This is a genomic window from Streptomyces gardneri (assembly GCF_006539185.1).
GTDB classification, from domain to species: Bacteria; Actinomycetota; Actinomycetes; order Streptomycetales; family Streptomycetaceae; genus Streptomyces; species Streptomyces gardneri.
The window spans coordinates 47,085-66,013 of record NZ_BJMN01000047.1 but is presented as its reverse complement, the minus strand read 5'-3'; the positions used below and the strand labels follow the sequence as shown (position 1 = coordinate 66,013).

11 protein-coding genes are annotated in these 18,929 nt (G+C 74.1%); 8 read left to right on the top strand and 3 right to left on the bottom strand.

The window, feature by feature from the left end; genetic code table 11:
* Positions 1–4 precede the first annotated feature (4 nt).
* A complete protein-coding gene (eccB, locus tag SGA01_RS31710) occupies positions 5–1,579 on the bottom strand; it encodes a type VII secretion protein EccB (RefSeq protein ID WP_141300843.1) in 1,575 nt (524 codons plus the stop codon).
* 191 nt (positions 1,580–1,770) lie between these two features.
* Here eccB and eccE point away from each other — a divergent pair, with 191 nt between their 5' ends.
* From eccE to SGA01_RS31670, 8 genes are all read left to right on the top strand, one after another.
* Positions 1,771–3,075 carry a type VII secretion protein EccE gene (gene eccE / locus SGA01_RS31705; protein WP_141300841.1) on the top strand — a complete coding sequence of 435 codons (1,305 nt, stop codon included), beginning with the start codon at positions 1,771–1,773 and terminating at the stop codon, positions 3,073–3,075.
* Entirely contained in the window at positions 3,075–3,887 is an 813-nt protein-coding gene (locus tag SGA01_RS31700) for a hypothetical protein (protein ID WP_141300839.1), read from the top strand. The genes eccE and SGA01_RS31700 overlap by 1 nt, the downstream gene beginning before the upstream one ends.
* A gap of 216 nt (positions 3,888–4,103) precedes the next feature.
* Positions 4,104–7,451: an SCO5717 family growth-regulating ATPase gene (locus tag SGA01_RS31695; RefSeq protein WP_141300837.1), complete on the top strand. Its 3,348-nt coding sequence runs from the start codon at positions 4,104–4,106 to the stop codon at positions 7,449–7,451.
* 180 nt (positions 7,452–7,631) lie between these two features.
* Positions 7,632–9,512 (top strand): ABC transporter substrate-binding protein, encoded by a 1,881-nt coding sequence (locus SGA01_RS31690; RefSeq protein WP_141300835.1) that lies wholly within the window; start codon positions 7,632–7,634, stop codon positions 9,510–9,512.
* A gap of 3 nt (positions 9,513–9,515) precedes the next feature.
* On the top strand, positions 9,516–10,577 hold the full coding sequence (locus SGA01_RS31685) for an ABC transporter permease (RefSeq protein WP_141300834.1): 1,062 nt from the start codon (positions 9,516–9,518) through the stop codon (positions 10,575–10,577).
* Positions 10,574–11,485, top strand: coding sequence for an ABC transporter permease (locus SGA01_RS31680; protein WP_141300832.1), 912 nt, complete (start codon positions 10,574–10,576; stop codon positions 11,483–11,485). Before SGA01_RS31685 ends, SGA01_RS31680 begins: the two co-directional genes overlap by 4 nt.
* Positions 11,482–12,456, top strand: a complete 975-nt coding sequence (locus tag SGA01_RS31675; RefSeq protein WP_141300830.1) for an ABC transporter ATP-binding protein — start codon at positions 11,482–11,484, stop codon at positions 12,454–12,456. Before SGA01_RS31680 ends, SGA01_RS31675 begins: the two co-directional genes overlap by 4 nt.
* Entirely contained in the window at positions 12,453–13,463 is a 1,011-nt protein-coding gene (locus SGA01_RS31670) for an ABC transporter ATP-binding protein (protein ID WP_141300828.1), read from the top strand. Before SGA01_RS31675 ends, SGA01_RS31670 begins: the two co-directional genes overlap by 4 nt.
* A gap of 126 nt (positions 13,464–13,589) precedes the next feature.
* Here SGA01_RS31670 and SGA01_RS31665 read toward each other — a convergent pair whose 3' ends face one another.
* Positions 13,590–14,555, bottom strand: a complete 966-nt coding sequence (locus tag SGA01_RS31665) for a bifunctional riboflavin kinase/FAD synthetase (protein WP_141300826.1) — start codon at positions 14,553–14,555, stop codon at positions 13,590–13,592.
* A 40-nt stretch (positions 14,556–14,595) separates the two neighbouring features.
* Complete coding sequence (locus SGA01_RS42355) at positions 14,596–18,882, bottom strand: serine protease (RefSeq protein WP_229918410.1); 4,287 nt, start codon at positions 18,880–18,882, stop codon at positions 14,596–14,598.
* Positions 18,883–18,929: the final 47 nt, after the last annotated feature.

Here is an 18,929-nt window from a genome sequence, read left to right as displayed (position 1 = left end):
CCCCCTAGGAACCCTGCGGCTGACGCGCGCTGTTGGTGTCGAGTCGCGGGCCCTTCGACAGGAACTCCGACCATTCGATCGGGACGAGGACCGGCATGACCTTCTCGTAGCCCAGACGCTTCTGCGCCTCGGAGGGTTCCGGGCGTCCGTCGGTCTGCTTCTCCTGGTCCCCGGTGCCGATCTCGGAGCGGGCGGAGTCGCTGTCGCCGTTGGCCTGGACGGCGTACCGCAGTCCGGTGTCGGTGACGAGGAAGAGGGAGCCGCCGTCCGGCGTCTCCTTATGTCCCTGGCCCTGGACCTGGGTGTAGAGCAGGCCGCTGCCCGGGGTGACGTACGTGCTGGTGCCGCCGGCGGTGATCTCTGCGGGGTACTTGGGGCCGGCCCAGGTGGTGAGGGTGGTCTCGCCCTTCTCGTCGACGTCGGTGAGGACGCTGCAGAGGGTGTCGCGGGCACCGTCGCCGGTCGCGGAGTTGACCTGCTTGGACTGCTTCTGCGGCCAGCGCACGTTCCCGTTGAAGACCTTGGGGTCCGGGACGAAGGAGGAGGCGTCGACGGTGGTGCGCTCGCCGTCCATGTCGAGGACGCCGGTCTCAGGGGAGTTGATGAGGAGCCAGGCGGTGAACGCGGAGACGGGCTGGACCCGGCCGGGCAGCACGACGTAGTCCTGGGGCCCGGAGCCGGTGTGGGCCTGAAGCACCATGCCGATGCGGTTCTCGGTCTCCTTCAGCGTGCTGCCGGGGACGGCGGCGGGGGCGCCGACCTGGCCGCCGAGGCCCTTGAGGCTCGGGAAGTCGACCGGGTCGCCGGTCTTCAGGGTGGCGAGCCAGTCGTCGGTGACGGGCTGCGGCTCCTTGACGAGGCCCTTGCTGAGGCCGACGAGGGCGGAGAGCAGTCCGGGCCGGTCGGCCTTCACCGGGTACTTGGTGCCGGTGTGGTCGACGATGAACTGGGCGGAGTCCTTCTGACCCTTGACGTACAGGATCTCCCCGTCGTCGAGCTTGTTCGCGCCCTCGGTGCGCGGGAGGTCGCGCTGGGCGAAGAGGAAGGTCGCCTTCTGGACGCTGGCGCCCTTGCCACCGCCTGGCTGCTCGCAGACGGCCCAGCGCTTCTCCGCGCCCGCGTCGTCGGCGGCGGGCAGCCTGTCGGGGGCGTAGGGGATGCCGAGGATCGGGCCGCGCTGCTTGTCCTCGTCGAGCTTCTTGTCGGCGACCTGCACGACCTGGAACTGGTCGGGGTTGAGCAGGAGACGGGCGGAGGCGAGGTTGAGGACGGGATGGAGCAGCGTCTTCTTGTCCTTGCCCTTGCCGGTCTCCAGGACGACGTACCGGGTCGTCGACTGCTTGCCGACGATCACCCGGGTTCCGGGGACGTCCCATCCCTTGGGGGCCTGCGGGCTGAACATGCCCCAGGCGCCGAAGCCCGCCATCACCAGCGCGCCGACGATGAGGCCGGGGACGATCGCGCGCAGCGGCCTCGGCGCCCCCTCCTCCGTACCGGAGGGCGAGGGTTGGAGGAATGCCGCCACCGTGCGCTTCTTCGCAAAGGTGTACGCGTTCAGCTCGTCCCGGCGCGATGCCATGAGTCCCCATTCTCGTCAGGCGCAGTCTTCGCGCGGGGTCCGGGGGAAGGTGACACCCGGGCCCCGGCTGTCGGACCGGCCCCCTACTATGCCTGCTGTCCCGTGGTGTTCGTGGGGCGGGTAGGGTGATCCGGCCGCCAAAGCCCTGGCGGGCCAGGGCGATCGGGACGAATTGAGGGGGATTCTCCATCATGGCTTCCGCCACGCGGAGGCGGCCCGGCGCGGCCACCGCTTCCACACCCCCTTCCACGGGATCAGTTTCCTCGGTCTCACCGAGGCTTCAGGCACGTCCTGGACACTTCGGTTCGTTCCGATTGCAACAGCTCGTACTGATAGAGGTTGCGGCGGCGTTGCTCGCCGTCGCCTGGGTCGTGGACCAGCTGATGCTGGTGCCCGCGGGCGTCGTCGCCGTCGTGCTCGTACTGCTGGCGCTCGTACGCCGGCACCGGCGGTCCCTGCCCGAGTGGCTCGGCACCTTCCTCGCGCTGCGCGCCCGTTCGCGCCGGGCGGCCTCCTTCACCGTGCCGGAGGGCACGGAGCCGGGGCTCGCCCCGGTCGTCGAGTGCGACCCGGCGCTGCGGACGTACGCGTACAGCGATCGTGACCGCCGGCCGGTCGGGATGATCGGTGACGGCACCTTCCTGACCGCCGTGCTGCGGGTCGAGTCGGACGGCACGGCGCTGCGGCCCGACCGTGGCGCGCGGCCGCTGCCCGTCGGGCTCGTGCGGGACGTCCTGAGCGTGGACGGCATCCGGCTGGAGTCGGCGCAGATCGTGCAGCACACGCAGCCCGCTCCCGCGCCGCATCTGCCGGCGCAGTCGATGGCCGCGCGCAACTACGGGCCGCTCCAGGCGCAGACGGGTTCGCCCGCCGTCCGGATCACCTGGATCGCACTCAAGCTGGACCCCGAACTGTGCCCGGAGGCGGTCGCCGCGCGCGGCGGCGGCGTGACGGGCGCGCAGAAGTGCGTGGTGCGGGCCGCCGACCAGCTGGCGAGCCGTCTCGCGGGCGCCGGTTTCCGGGCGAGCGTGCTGACCGAGCAGGAGCTGACCTCGGCGATCGCGACCTCGACCTGCGCGAGCCCGATGGCGATAGCGCAGGCGGGCCGTGGGCAGCCGCTGGCCCGGCGGACGCAGGAGACCGCGCGGACCTGGCGGGTCGACGACCGGCGCCACACGACGTACTGGGTGGGGCGCTGGCCCCAGTTGGGCGGTCCCGGCGGCAGCGCGGGCGCCTCGATGCCGCAGCTCGTGGCCCTGCTGACCTCGCTGCCCGCGCTCGCGACGACGTTCAGCCTGACGCTGAGCGGCGGGGACCGGCAGGAGGTGACGGTGACCGGACACGTACGGATCACCGGGCGCAGCGACGAGGAACTGGTCGCCGCGCGGCACGAGCTGGAGCGCGCGGCGCGCGGCGTGCGGACGGGCCTGGTGCGGCTCGACCGGGAACAGGTGCCGGGCATGCTCGCGACGCTGCCGCTGGGGGGTGCGCGCTGATGTCCCACTCCTTCGGTACGCCGTCGGGTTCCGGCGCTCCTTCCGGTGCGTCGCCCTCTCGCCGTGACTCCCGCTCCGCGCGCTCCGCCGGGCGCACGGCACGGGACGCGCGGCCCCGGTTCGGTTTCGGGCTCGTCGGGCCGCGCCGCGACCGGCACTCCGTGCCCGTCGACCTGCTCGACGCGCTGGCCCTGCCCGTCGGGGACGACGGCGTGGTGATCGGCGTGGACGCCGAGAGCCGGCCGGCCGTGCTCGGCATCAACCGGCCCGTCCCGTACGACGTCACGCTCATCGGCGGTCTGTGGACCGCCCAGGTGCTCGCGCTGCGCGCGGCCGCCACGGGCGCGCGGGTGGCCGTCGAGACCGGCCGCGCGCAGGCGTGGACCCCGCTCGCGCAGGCGGCGGGCGGCGGGCAGCCGTGCGTCTCGCTGCACGACGTGGGCCGGGTGCCGCCGCAGGGCGCCTCGGCGGGCAGTCCGGTGGTCGTGGTGCGCGACTGCGGCATGCGGCCGCCGCGCGGCCGTGTCGTGTCGGCGCCCTGGCAGTCGGTCGTGACGCTGCTGCCGTATCTGAGCCCGGTCGCGCCCCGTCTCCTGGAGAAGTCCTCGCTGGTCGGCGTCCAGCGGGTCTCCCCGGACGAGGCCGCGCAGATCGGCCGCATCATGAGCCTCCCGCGCCACGAGTACGAGGCGCTGTCGACGCTCGCGGACGGGGTGACCCTGTGGTGCACCCCCGGCGACCGGCAGTTCGTGATGACGCAGGCGACGGACGCCGAGACCGGATTGTTGGGCGGCGCGCGCAGAATGGACTGAGCGGCACGAAGTCGTTCAAGTAAGTCCGTTTTTGCATCGTTTTGAACGGTCTGGGTTCTCACTCTGCGGCGCGACCGGGTCACTTGGGGGCTTGACCCGGTCGGCACGGCGGTCGCGGAGCGGCTGCCGGGCCTGCCCGCGGGATGCCGCGCCGATTAGGCTGGAAGAGCCCCGCCCACAACGGCACAAGGGTGCTCGACCACACCAGGAGGCAAAGTGAACGGCGATCGCGACGAGATCCACGGGGGTTGGAATCCGCCCGCCGACGATCAGTCCGACGCGGATCCCGCCGAGATGACGGGTGAGTTCACCATCGACTACACCCCGCCCGCCTGGTACACGCAGAACGCGTCGGGCGGTGCGGCGGGCGGTGCCACTCCCCCGCCGCCGAGCGGGGCGCCGGTCGCGGTGCCCGGGCTCCCGGCGGGAAGCGGCTTCGAGCCCGGCTGGGGCGCGCAGCAGCCGCCGGCGCCGATGCCGGTGCCGCCGGTGGCCCCTGTTGCTCCGGTGGTTCCTGGGGTGCCCGGTACTCCCGTTGCTCCCGTGACTCCTGGGGTGCCCGTGGCTCCGGTGGCACCCTTCGTGCCCGGTACGGGCGCGCCGGAGATGCCCGCCGCCGTGACGCCGCCTGCGCCGCTGCCCGTACCTGCACCCGCGCCCGCGCCTGCACCCGTCCCTGCGCCTCTGCCGATTCCCGCGCCTTCGGCCGCGCCCGAGATGCCTGCCGCGGCGGCGACCCCCGCCGCCGGCGTGCCGTTCGGCGGAGGCGATGTGGAGAGCGGCGCGACCATGCGCTTCTCTCCCGGCGCGCTCAAGCGCGAGATGGCCGAGCGCTCGGCCGCGGCGAAGGCCGCGCGGAACGAGGCCGCCGGCGGGGAAGCCCCCGCAGCGGTCGGTGCCGAGGCGCCGGAGACCGTCGAGGGCAATGCCTCCGCCGCTACGACGGCTGCCGACGCGGAAGCGGAGGTGGACGCGACGAGCGCGGACGACGTGGTGACCGCCGCGTCCGACGCCGACGCCGGCGCTGGCGCCGACGGTGCCAGTGACAGTGGCGGTGAGACGGCGGACGCCCCGTCGGCTCCCGCGGCGGACTCCGAGGCCGCCATCGACGTCGACGCGGTCGCTGATGCTGGTGCTGACGCTGATGTCGAGGCCGTTGCCGCATCGGACAGCGGTGCGGAGCACGACGACGTCGTCGTCGCCTCGGCCGATGACTCCGAGGCCGGTGACGCCACCGCTCCGGGAGCCCTCCCTGGCACCGGATCTCCGGCCGACCCCGCTCCGGCACCCTTCCCCGGTGCCGGCGCGCAGCCGGACTTCGCCCCCGCGGCTCCCGGACCGTACGCGGGTGTCGCACCCCAGGCCGACCCGGCACCCGGCGCCTATCCGCCCGCCGCCCCGCAGGGTGGAGCCGGACTCCCGCCGTTGCCGCCGTCGTTCCAGCCGGCCGCGCCCGCGCCCGCTCAGCAGTGGCCCGCGCAGCCGGTTCCGGGCGCCCAGCCGGCGCCCCAGGCCGCGCCGCTGCCGCCCACCGCGGCCTGGCCCGCCCCGGCGGCGCCCGGCACCCCCGGACCCGCCGCCCCCGCACCCGTACCGCCGCAGGCCCCGGGAGCGTACGGATATCCGCAGCCCGGCGCCGTACCACCGCAGGCCCCTCAGGCACCGCAGGGCGGCTACGGCTTCCCGCACCCCGGCACTCCCCCGCAGCCGCCGCAGGGCGGTTACGGCTACCCGCAGGGGCAGCAGCAGCCCGGCGGCCCCGCCGGTGTGCCGCCGCAGGCGCAGGCGCAGCCCGCCGCCGGGTACGGCTACCCGCAGGCATCCGACGGATACGGCTACCCGCACCCCGGCGCCGTACCGCCGCAGGAGGCGCAGCCGCCCGTCGACCCGCGGACCGGGGCCGCCTGGCCCTCGCCCGTGACGCACGATCAGCGCGAGCGGTCCGTGCCCGGCGCCCCGCTCGGCTACAACGCGGCCGTGGAGCTGTCCTCCGACCGTCTCCTGCGGAACAACAAGCAGAAGGCGAAGTCGAGCCGCAACCCCGGCGGCGCGGCCCGCTTCAAGCTCGGCGGCAAGAAGGAGGAGGCGGAGCGGCAGCGGAAGCTGGAGCTGATCCGTACGCCCGTCCTCTCCTGCTACCGGATCGCGGTCATCTCGCTCAAGGGCGGTGTCGGCAAGACCACGACGACGACCGCGCTCGGCGCGACCCTGGCGACCGAGCGGCAGGACAAGATCCTGGCGATCGACGCCAACCCGGACGCCGGCACCCTCGGCCGCCGCGTGCGGCGCGAGACCGGGGCGACCATCCGCGACCTGGTGCAGGCGATCCCGTACCTGAACTCGTACATGGACATCCGCCGGTTCACCTCGCAGGCGCCCTCCGGCCTGGAGATCCTCGCCAACGACGTGGACCCGGCCGTCTCGACGACGTTCAACGACGAGGACTACCGGCGCGCCATCGACGTCCTCGGCAAGCAGTACCCGATCATCCTCACGGACTCGGGTACGGGTCTGCTGTACAGCGCCATGCGGGGCGTGCTCGACCTCGCCGATCAGCTGATCATCATCTCCACGCCCTCCGTGGACGGCGCCTCCAGCGCGTCGACGACGCTGGACTGGCTCTCCGCGCACGGGTACGCGGACCTGGTGCAGCGCTCGATCACGGTCATCTCCGGTGTCCGCGAGACCGGAAAGATGATCAAGGTCGAGGACATCGTGCAGCACTTCCAGACCCGCTGCCGCGGTGTCGTGGTCGTGCCCTTCGACGAGCACCTGTCGGCCGGTGCCGAGGTGGACCTCGACATGATGCGGCCGAAGACGCGCGAGGCGTACTTCCACCTGTCGGCGATGGTGGCCGAGGACTTCGTCCGCGCGCAGCAGGCGCAGGGGCTGTGGACCGGCGACGGCCAGGGCGGTCTGCCGCCGCACATGGCGCCGCCGATGCCGGGCCAGCCGATGCCCGAGCAGTACGCGCCGCCCGGACAGTACGCGCCCGAGCAGTACGCGGCAGGTCAGCAGCTGCCCGGACAGTTCCCGCCCGGCCAGTTCCCGCCTGGTCAGTTCCCGCCCGGTCAGTTCCCGCCCGGTCAGCCGATGCCCGGTCAGCCGATGCCCGGACAGCCGGCGCCGGGGCAGTACGCCCCCGGTCAGCCCGCGCCCGGACAGCCCGTGCCCGGACAGCCGACGCCCGGTCAGCCCATGCCGGGGCAGTACGCTCCCGGGCAGCCCGCGCCGGGTCAGCCGTACGCGCCCCAGGCTCCGCAGCCCGGGCAGCCGTACCCCCAGCCGGCGTACCCCCAGCCGGGTCAGCCGATGCCCGGACAGCCGATGCCGGGTCAGTACGCACCGGGGCAGCCCGCACCGGGTCAGCCGTACCCGGCCCAGGCCCCGCAGCCCTATCCGCAGCAGCCCGGACAGCCGGGTCAGCCCGGGCAGCCGGGTGTGCCGCAGGCCTGGCAGCAGCAGCCGCCGCAGGATCCGGCGCAGCCCCAGGCCGGGCAGCCGCTGCCCCCGCAGGCCGACCCCCAGGGGCCTGCGCAGGCTCCGCCAGCCCCTCAGCAGTAAGGCGTCACAGGCTTAGACCAATGAGGCTCCGTATCGGTCGTCCGATACGGAGCCTCTTGGCATTCCCGCAGTCCACAAGGGGTTTGACGCATCGTTGACGCGGTCGGCCGCCGCTGATAGACCTTCGCTTCACCAGTTGGCGCCCCCAAGATCCACGACACGAGGTCACGTCCTATGGTCATGGTCACGAAGGTCCCTTCCCGTCCGGCCGCCCCCCGAAGACTCCTCCGGCTGCTTCTCGCCACGGGGGTCGCCGCCACCGCGCTCTCGGCCGTCCCCCAGGCGGCGCAGGCCTCTCCGGCCGCTCCCGCCGCCCCCGTCGCGCAGGCCACCGCCGACGCGAAGAGCGGCGGGGCCACCCTCACGGTGGCCGTCTCGCAGAGCATCGACTCCCTGAGCCCGTTCCTCGCCCAGAAGCTCACCTCGACCAGCATCCACCGTCTGGCCTACGAGTACCTCACGAACTACGACGCGAAGGACGCCCGGACGATCCCGGGTCTGGCGACCGCGTGGTCGCCCTCGGCGGACAAGCTGACGTGGACGTACACGATCCGCGAGGACTCGAAGTGGTCCGACGGGAAGCCGGCCACCGCCGAGGACGCGGCCTGGACCTTCAACAAGATGATGACCGACCCGAACGCCGCCACCGCGAACGGCAGCTTCACGGCCAACTTCAAGAAGGTCACCGCCACCGACCCGCGGACGCTCGTCATCGAGCTCAAGAAGCCCCAGGCGACGATGACCGCGCTCGACGTGCCGATCGTGCCGAAGCACGTCTGGGAGAAGGTCGGCGACTTCTCGAAGTTCAACAACGACCAGCAGTTCCCGATCGTCGGCAACGGCCCTTTCGTCATCACCGACTTCAAGGTCGACCAGTACATCAAGCTGAAGCCGAACAAGACGTTCTGGCGGGGCGCACCCCAGTTCGACGAGCTGGTGTTCAAGTACTACAAGGACGGTGACGCCGCCGTCGCCGCGCTCCAGAAGGGCGAGGTGTCCTTCGTACCGAATCTGACGCCCGCCCAGGCGGCGGCGCTGAAGTCGCAGAAGAACATCAAGGTGAACGACGCTCCCGGGCGGCGCTTCTTCGCCATCGCCACCAACCCGGGCGCCCGCTCCCAGGACGGCAAGACCTTCGGCAACGGCCACAAGGCGCTGCTCGACCCGGCGGTGCGCAAGGCGCTCTTCCTCGCGGTCGACCGGACGACCATCGTCGACAAGGTCTTCCAGGGCCACGCCGTCGAGGGCGAGGGGTACATCCCGCCGCGCTTCGGCTCGTACTTCTGGAAGCCGGAGAACGCGCAGAAGCGGGCTTACGACCCGGCCGGGGCGGAAAAGGTCCTCGACGCCGCCGGGTACAGGAAGAACGGCGAGGGCAAGCGGGTCGGCAAGGACGGCAAGGCGCTGGACTTCCGCATCCTGTGTCACGCCACCGACCCGAACGACAAGGCGATCGGCAAGTACCTCCAGGAGTGGTGGGGCAAGCTCGGCATCGGGCTGAAGGTCGAGTGCCTGGACAGCGTCTCCGACCCGTGGGTCAAGGGCGACTACGACCTGGCCTTCGACGGCTGGTCGGTCAACCCGGACCCGGACTACGTCCTGTCGATCCACACCTGCGGCACGCTCCCGGCGACGCCGAAGGACAGCGGCGCCACCGACAACTTCATCTGCGACAAGGAGTTCGACACGCTCTACGCGCAGCAGGCGGTGGAGTACGACGCCGCCAAGCGGGCGGATCTGGTCAAGCGGATGCAGTCCCGGCTGTACGACACGGGGTACATGAACATCATGGCCTACCCGAACGCCCTTGAGGCGTACCGCACGGACCAGATCAAGTCCATCACGACGATGCCGGAGGCCGCAGGCAACCTGTGGGGGCAGGACGGCTACTGGAGCTGGTGGTCGGCCGTGCCCACCGCCTCCGCCGCCTCGTCCGGCGATTCGGACGACAGTTCGCCCACCGGGCTGATCCTCGGCGTCGGCGCCGCGGCGATCATCCTGGTCGGAGTGGGCGTCTGGGCCGCCCGGCGTCGCCGCACCAGCGCTGACGACCGCGAGTAGTCCGTGACGACGGCAAGCACCCCCGCCGACGTGGCGCGGGCCGAACAGGCCCGCGCCACGGACGGCGCGTCCCGCACCGGTTCCTCCCTCGGCTATCTCCGCCACGCGGCGGGGAAGCTGGGCGGCGCACTCGTCTCGCTCCTCGCCGTCCTGGTCACCAGCTTCTTCCTCTTCCGGATCATCCCCGGTGACCCGGTGAAGGCGATGACCCATGGCGTCCCCACCACCGCCGAACAACTCGCCACACTCCGCCGCCAGTTCGGGCTCGACCTGCCGCTCTGGCAGCAGTTCACCGACTACTGCGCCAAGGCGCTGAGCGGTGACCTCGGCACCTCGTTCCAGTTCCGCGCCCCCGTCGGGGAGCTGATCGCGGAGAAGCTTCCCGCGACGCTGCTGCTCACCGGGGTCGCCGTGGTGATCTACTCGGCGCTCGGGCTCTGGCTCGGCACCCGCTCGGCCTGGCGCCACGGCGGTCTCGGCGACAAGCTGAACACCGGAATCGCGCTGACCCTGTGGTCGGTGCCGTCGTTCTGGCTCGGACTGCTGCTCATCATCGTGTTCTCGGTCGGCATGGGGCCGATCCCGGGGCTCTTCCCGACCGGCGGCATGGAGTCGGGCACGGGAGAGACCGGCTTCGCGTACGTCCTCGACGTCGCCCACCACCTGGTCCTGCCCGTCGTGACACTGGTGGCCGTCGGCTACGCGCAGACCCTGCTCGTGATGCGCTCCTCGCTCCTCGACGAGATGGGCGGCGACTATCTGACGACGGCGCGGGCGAAGGGGCTGCGTGACGACGTCGTGCGGCGCCGGCACGCCGTGCCGAACGCGCTGCTCCCGACCGTCACCATGATCTTCATCAACCTGGGCCATGTGGCGGCCGGTTCGATCCTGGTGGAGACGGTGTTCTCCTGGCCGGGGCTCGGCGGGCTCTTCTACCAGGCGCTCAGCGTGCCCGACCTGCCGCTCGTCCAGGGCCTGTTCGTGGTCTTCGCCGGGGCGATGATCCTGATGAACCTGATCGCCGACCTGCTCTATCCGCTGCTCGATCCCCGGGTGGGCCGATGACGACCGCGAAGACGCCTGCCACCACGACCTCGCTGGTGTGGCAGCGCCGCCGGGCCTCGGTGGCCCGCTTCTGGAAGCAGTACCGCACCCACCGCGCCGGGCTCTACGGCCTCACCGCGCTCGCCCTCATCGCGCTGCTCGCCCTCACCGCCCCGCTGACCGTCGGCGCGGACGTCCAGTCGGTGACGGAGGCGCCCGGCACGGCACTGGAGTCACCGAGCGCCGAATTCCCGCTCGGAACCGACCAGTTCGGGCGCTCTCTGCTCGGGCTGCTGATCTGGGGTGCCCGGATCTCGCTGCTCGTGGGACTGCTCGCGGCGGCCCTCTCGGTCGCCATCGGCACCGTGGTGGGGATCATCGCCGGGCACTACGGCGGCTGGTTCTCGACGGTCGTCATGCGGATCACGGACTGGTTCCTCGTGATGCCGACGCTCGTCCTCGCGATCGTGCTCGCCACCGTCATGTCCCGGTCGATGTGGACGGTGGTCCTGGCGATCGGCGTGACCTCCTGGCCGACGACGGCCCGCCTCGTGCGGGCGCAGACGATCGCGGTCGAGTCCCGCCCGTACATCGAGCGGGCGACCGCGCTCGGCGGCGGTCACGGGCACGTCATGAGCCGGCACGTCCTGCCGAACGTGATGCCGCTGGTGCTCGCACAGACCACGCTCGGCATCTCGACGGCCATCCTCACCGAGGCGACCCTCGCCTTCCTCGGGCTCGGCGACCCGACGGTGGTCTCCTGGGGCGGGATGCTCCAGGACGCCCGGGAGGCGGGCGCGGTCTCCTCCGGCCACTGGTGGTACCTGGCCCCGCCCGGCATCGCGATCGCGCTGGTCGCGCTCGCGTTCACCCTCTGCGGCCGGGCCGTCGAGGCCGTTCTCAACCCGAAGCTGGGGGTGGGGCGTTGAGCGCTCGAAGTCTGCTCGAAATCAAGGACCTGCGGGTGACGTACGGCTCCGGGGCCGCGGCCGTGCCCGCCGTACGCGGGGTCGACCTGACCCTGGAGGCGGGGAGCAAGCTGGGGGTGGCGGGCGAGTCGGGCTGCGGCAAGTCGACGCTCGCGCTCGCGCTGCTCCGGCTCCTCCCCGCCTCGGCGCGGATCGAGGGCGAGGTCCTGCTCGACGGCGAGGACGTCCTCACCATGTCGTGGGGGCGGCTGCGGGCGGTGCGCTGGGCGGGCGCGTCGATCGTCTTCCAGGGCGCGATGCACTCGCTCAACGCGGTGCACCGGATCGGGGACCAGATCGCCGAGCCGCTGCTCGTGCACGGCAGGTCGACCCCGGCGGCGGCCCGCCGCCGCGTGGGCGAGCTGCTCGAACACGTCGGACTGCCCGCCTCCCGCGCGGCCGCCTACCCGCACGAGCTGTCCGGCGGTCAGCGGCAGCGCGTGATGATCGCGATGGCGCTCGCCTGCGACCCGCGGCTGATCGTCGCCGACGAACCGACGACCGCGCTCGACGTGATGATCCAGGCGCAGATCCTGCGGCTCATCGAGCGGCTCGTCGCCGAGGAGTCCATCAGCCTCCTGATGATCAGCCACGACCTGGCCGTCCTCGCCGACACCTGTGACCGGCTGGCCGTGATGTACGCGGGGCGGGTCGTCGAGGAGGGCCCGGCGCGGGCCGTGTACGAGGCCGCCCGGCACCCGTACGGGCGGGCGCTGTCCTCGGCGTTCCCCCGGATCGGTGACCCCGCGTCCCGGCGGGCACCGCGTGGCCTGCCCGGCGACCCGCCGGACCCGGCGGACCTGCCGGTCGGCTGCGCGTTCCATCCGCGCTGCGCGGTGGCCGTGGACGCCTGTACGGAGCTCGACCAGGAACTACGCGAGGCGGGCGCGGGCCATCGGGCCGCGTGCGTCCATGTGGGGAGCACGCCATGAGCACGGACACGGCCGTGAGTACGAGGACGTCCACGAGGTCGCTGCTTTCGGCGCGCGGGCTGCACGTCACCTTCCCCGGGCGGCGGGGCGCGCCGCCCGCGCGCGCGGTGGACGGCGTGGACCTCGACATCGGCGCCGGCGAGATCGTCGCGCTCGTCGGCGAGTCGGGCTGCGGCAAGACGACCCTGGCCCGCTCGCTCCTGGGCCTGGTGCGGCCCACCTCGGGCACGATCTCCTTCGACGGGAAGCCGCTCGCGTACTCCTCCGGGGCCCTCAAGGCCTACCGGAAGCGGGCGCAGCTGGTCCTGCAGGACCCCAGCGGCTCGCTGAACCCCCGGCACACGGTGTACGACGCGGTGGCGGAGGGGCTGCGGATCCACGGGTACGCGGGGGACGAGCGGGAGGCGGTCGCCGGAGCCCTCGCGCGGGCCGGGCTCCGGCCGCCGGAGCGCTTCTTCCTGCGCTATCCGCACGAGCTGTCCGGTGGTCAGCGGCAGCGCGTGGTCATCGCGGGCGCGCTCGTCCTGGAACCCGAACTGATCGTCGCCGACGAGCCGGTGGCCTCGCTCGACGCGTCCGTCCGGGGCGAGATCCTGGCGCTGCTGCTGCGCCTGCGGGACGAACTGGGGCTCTCGGCGCTGGTGGTGACGCACGACCTGGGCCTCGCGTGGAACATCGCGGACCGGGTGGCCGTGATGTATCTGGGCCGGGTCGTGGAGACGGGCCCCGTGGAGTCGGTCCTGACGGCACCACAGCATCCGTACACACAGGCGCTGTTGTCGGTGCTTCCCGAATCGGGGAGCGCTCCGGTCGTGCTGACCGGCGAGCCGCCGGACCCTTCCCGCATCCCGTCCGGCTGCCGCTTCCACGCCCGCTGCCAGGTCCTCGCCTCGGGTGCGGCGGCCGCGGTCGCGGACCTCTGCCGGGGCGAGAGCCTGCCCGTCCTCGACGGCGGCGGGGCGCGTGCGGTGGCGTGCCACTGGGTGACACGGGAACCGACGGGCTGAGCCCGGCCGCCTCGGGGGGCGACGGGCTCGGGCCGGGGCGGGTGGGCTCAGGCCGGGGGCGGTGGCCTCGGGCCGGGGCTCGGGCCGGGACCGTGGGCTCACCTCACGGCGTGACGGGCGGGGGCGCTACGAGGCGGGGTTCTCCCGGTCGTACGTCTCCGTGAGCTCGCGGCTCCGCTTCACGTCCGCCGCCATCGCCTGGAGCAGGTCGTCGAGGGTGTCGAACTTGAGCATGCCGCGCACGTACGCCAGGAAGTCCACGGCCACGTGGAGCCCGTACAGATCGAGCCCCTCGCGGTCGATGGCGTACGCCTCGACCGTCCGCTCGGTGCCGTCGAACTGCGGGTTCGTGCCGACGGAGATCGCCGCCGGCATGCGCTCGCCGTCGGCGGTCAGCCAGCCGGCGTAGACGCCGTCCGCCGGGATCGCCGTGTGCGGCAGGGTCTCGACGTTGGCCGTCGGGAAGCCCAGCTCGCGGCCGCGCTGCGCGCCGCGGACGACGATGCCCTCGACGCGGTGCGGGCGGCCGAGGATCTCGCCCGCTCCGGCCATGTCGCCCTCGGCGACGAGCCGGCGGGTGAGGGTGGAGGAGAAGGGCTGGCCGCCGCCGGCGGAGCCGCTGACGTACAGGTCGATGACCTCGACCTCGTAGTCGTACGTCTCGCCGAGCTCGGCGAGGAACGCGACGTTCCCGGCGGCCCGGTGCCCGAAGCGGAAGTTGGGGCCCTCGATGACCGCCCTGGCGTGCAGCTTGTCGACGAGCACCTTGACGATGAAGTCCGCCGGGGAGAGCTGGGAGAACTCGGCGGTGAACGGCAGCACGAGCACCGCGTCCACACCGAGGCCCGCGATCAGCTCGGCGCGCCGGTGGTGCGGGGCGAGCAGCGGCGGGTGGCTGCCGGGCCGCACGACCTCGGAGGGGTGCGGGTCGAAGGTGACCACGACCGAGGGGACGCCGAGTTCCCGGGCGCGCTCGACGGCGCGTCCGATGATCAGCTGGTGCCCGCGGTGCACCCCGTCGTAGGAGCCGATGGTGACGACGCTGCGCCCCCAGTCCTGGGGGATGTCCTCCAAGCCACGCCAGCGCTGCACTGTGACCGCTCCTCGTCCGCCTGTTCGCCCTGTTCGCCGATTACGCAGGTCTAAGACTGCCATGCCCACGCCCGTCGGTACGCATCGGCATGGAAGTGCCGGGGCCGCGCAGCACCCGGAGGGTCTCGGGACCGAGCAGCGGAGCCCACTCCCCCGGTACGCCGACGGTCCAGGCGACGAGGAGCGCGGCGAAGCCGGGGCGTTCGCCGACGAGCCCTGCCAGGGTCCGGTCGAGCCGTCCCGCGCCATCGGGGGTGCGGGCGTACAGGGCGGCGACCCGCTGGACGAGCTCGCGCGTGCGGGGCTCGCTGCGCAGCGCGGCGCCCTCGGCGGCGGCCGTGAGGAGGGCGTCCAGGACGGAGAGCTCGCCGGCCTCGGCCTCGTACCGCTCGTGTTCCAGGAGTACGTCGAGCAGCTCGGCCCGCAGGTGACGGGAGGCGCCCGTGCCGGGGGCGGCGAGCACCGGGGCGAGGGCGCGGCGGACGAGGGCGGGGCGGCCCCTGATCAGCCCCGAGACCAGGGGGAAGAGGACGGCGCGGGCGGCCGGGCCGTCCTCGAACCGCCGGTCCACGTAGCCGGCGACGTGCGCGGCGCCCTCGGGGAGGCGGGCGACGTAGTCGCGGACGAGGGCGGCGACGCGCCGGGTGAGCGCGGGCGTGTCGATCTCGGCGAGGGCGCGCAGCGCGGCGGCGGCCTCCTCTCCCGTGCCGTGCAGGCGCGACCTGAAGGCGGTGAGGACCGGCCCCGGGTGGGTCGCGAGGGCCTCGGCGAGGGCGGACGCGGGCACCCGGGGCTCGGCGATGGCGCGGGGCAGATGGCGGGCCCTGGTGTGCGGGTCGCGGACGAGCAGGCCGAGGGCGGGGCCGTGGAGGGCCTGGTCGGCGGGGCGGGCGAGCAGGGCGAGGGCGGCGTAGCGGAGGAGTTCGCGGTCGGCGGGGGCCGTGAGGCGGTCGGCGACCAGATGTCCGTACGCGGCGGCCGCGACCCGGCGCTCGGGGCGGCCGTCGTCGTGGGCCCAGCGGTCGACGGCCCGGCAGAGCGCGGAGGGCTCGTCCTCGGCGAGGGCGGCGAGCAGCCCGTCGGCGAGCGGGTGGGCGGTGGAGACGAGCGCCTCGCAGAGGTCGTCGACGGCTAGTCCCCGATGGGTGTGCAGAAGGGCCTGGGCGGCCGTGGCGACCGTCGCGTGCGGGGCGGCGGGCAGCGGGCGCTCGTCGCCGAACCAGCGGCACAGCAGCGGCTGGACGCCCCGGGGGTCGGCGGCGAGCAGCCCGGCGACGGTGTCGAGGCACCGGTCGCCCCCCGGCGTCCCGGTCGGTGGCGGGTCGGCGGGCACGAGCCGCCGCAGCAAGTCGATCCGCTCGTCCTCGCAGAGCGGGAGCCCCTGCCAGAAGACCGCGCCGAAGGCGGCGAAGACGGGATGGGGCGCGGGGCGGCCGCCGATGCGGTCGGCGAGCAGCCGGAGGACGGGCAGGTACGGCCGGGGGTCACCCACCCGGCGCACGGTCTCCCCGAGGAGCCGGACCGCCCACCAGACGGCGTCGGCGTACGGGTGGGGGGCGCCGGACGGCGTTCCCTTTCCGGTCCCGGCCGGCCGCGCTCGCGCGTCGGCGAACCGGTCGAGGGACTCCACGAGCGCGGCGAGGCGCGGGGCGAGCGCGCCGGGCCCCTGCTCGCGGTGGAGACGCAGCAGCGCCTGGAGGACGGGCCCGATGCGGTGCCGGGGCACGGGGAGGTGATCGGCCACGACCTCGGCCGGCGCGGGGGTCCGCTGCCGGGGGACGTCGGCGGGGGACGGTTCGGCTGGCGAGCCGGGGCTCGACGCCGGAGCGGCGTGCTCCCGGCGGCCCCGATGCCGCCCGGTCGGCGCCGGGCCGGCCGGGTCCGCCGGCGGGACGGGGGCTCCGTCGGGCGAAGGAGGGGAAGGTACGGGCCGCGGCTGACCCGCCAGGGGTACGCGCACCCCGTCCCGGACACCCACCGGGGAGGCGGCCCAGGGCCCCGAAGCGGAACCGGACGGGGAGACGAGACCGGGCGCCGGCTCGACACCGGTCCAAGGAGCGGCACCGGACCCGTACCAGGGGTCGGAGTCGCGCTCAGAGGCGGAACCGGCCCCCGGAACAGGACCGGTTCCCGGGGCCGCACCGAGCCCGGGACCAAGCCCGCGCCCCGCGCTGGAACCGGATCCCGGCACGAAACCGGAGTCGGGGACGGAACCGCGCCCAGCACCCGGACCAGTCCCCAAGAAAGAACCGGATTCCAGGGCCGACCCGCGCCCACGCCCCGTGCTGGAACCGGGCCCCGGCACGAAACCGGAGCCCGGGACCGAACCGCGCCCGGCATCAGGGCCGCGCCCTGCGGCGGCACCGGGTCCCGGCACGAATCCGCGCCCCTGAGCCGCGCCGGACCCCGTGGCCGCACCGCGCCCCTGAGCCGCACTCGATCCCCCCGCGACCGCCCCCGGCCCGACACCCGCCCCCGCGGTCGCGTCCGGTCCCGGAAGACGTCCCGCGCCCGCAGTCCCGCCCGTCTCCGCGGTCTCCCCCCGGCTCCGCGCGGGCGTCTGTTCGCCGCGGCTGTGGACCAGGGCGTGGAGGGCCGTGTCCAGGTCGAGGTGGGCGGCCTGGAGCCAGTCGGCGAGTTCCTCGTGGGCGAAGCGGTAGCCGGAGCCCGCGGGGACCAGGAGGCCTTCGGTGAGGACGGCCGAGGCCCAGCCCTCCCGCCAGGGGAACAGCTCCTCGAAGGAGGCCCGGTCGAGGACGCCGTGGCCCGGGCCGAGGCAGCGGCGGGCGGCCTCGTGGACCTGCCCGGCGACCCGGGCGGCGAGCAGCCGCACGGCGGTCCCCCGGAGGAGGGGCCGGGAGCCCGCGGCGACCCGGACGGCGACGCGCAGGCACATCAGGTCCACATGGGCCGTGAAGATCTCCTCCCGGCCCGGCCGCCCCGGGACATCGCCCGGGAGCGCCGCCCGGACCTCGGCGAGCAGCCGCAGGGCGAGCGGATGGCGGGCGTCCGCCTCGGCGAGGTCGGTCTCCCCGAGCCCGTACCCCTGTCTGACGGCCCGGGCCTCCGTCTCGGTGTACGGGCCGAGCACGAGGGCGGCGGGCAGGTCGTCGCCGTTCCCCTTCGCCGGCCGGTGCAGGGCCCCGGGGCCGTAGAGCGCGCCGGCCAGGTCCCAGTGCTCGGGGCGGCAGGCGGTGACCAGGCGGGCCCCGTGGGCGCGCAGCCACTGCTCGGTGGCCGCGGTCCAGTCGGCGAGGCGGTGGGCGAGGAGCGGTGGCATCTCCTCGGGGCCGTCGAGGACGACGAGCAGCGGGCGGCCCGCGTCCCTGGCGAGGGCGGCGGCCCGCTCCGGGGTGGCGGTCGCGGTGTCGCCGAGCGCCCCGGAGGCGGCGACGATCCGGCCCGCCTGGCGCAGGGCGCGGCCGACCGCGTCGGCGAGCGAGTGGTCCTCGGCGCGCAGGTCGGCGCCGCGCAGCCGGACCGTGGGTGCGGGTGCGGCGCCCTGGGCGCGGCGGGCGCAGAGCGCGGCGAGGGCGGTGGTGCGGCCGGTGCCGGGGGCGCCGACGACCGCGAGGACGAGCGCCTCCTCGGCCGTGAAGCGGGCGAACTCCCGGGCGCACTCGGGGCGTTCGACGGGCTCGGGCCAGGGGTCGGGCTCCCTCGCCGGGCCGGTGGAGGTGGCGGTGAGCTCCAGGATTCCGGCGAGGTTGAGGTCCGGTCCGTAGGCGGGGACGGTGGCCGCGTTGCGCCGCAGGAGGGCGGCGAGCGGGCCGTCGGGCCGGAGCGGCACCGCGTATCCGGCGGCGGGGCGCTCGCCGTGCAGAGCGGTGCCGAGGACGGCGACGACGGTGCCGGTGGCGGTGTCGAGGACGGGTCCGCCCGCGGCACGGCCGCCTCGGCGGAGCGCCTCGGCGCCCTCGGTGCCGATGGCGAGTTCGAGGGCGTCGGCGAGGACATGGAAGCGGTCGGCCGCGGCGTAGGTGACGGCGGCGGGGCCGAGGACCCGGGCCTCGCGCCAGCCGTGGGCGGCGATCCGGACGTAGGTGCCGGGTTCGATCTCGGGGCGGGTCGCGAGCGCGACAGGGCGGACGCCGAGCCCCTCGGTCCGTACGAGCGCGAGTCCGCTCTCCGGCAGGGGGGTGACGGCCTCGGCCTCGGCGAGCCAGGTCAGGTCGCCGGGGGCGTGCAGGACGACACGCGCGAGCCCTTCGACCGCTTCGTGGCTGGTCACGACCGTGCCGTGATGATCGGCGAGGAATCCGGTACCGCGCGGCCGGCCCGCCGGATCACAGATTTCCACCAGCGTCGCCAGGTCCCCGCGTCCCATGGTGTCGACGGTAGGTCGACGGTGATCACCGGGAGAACCGAGTGGGG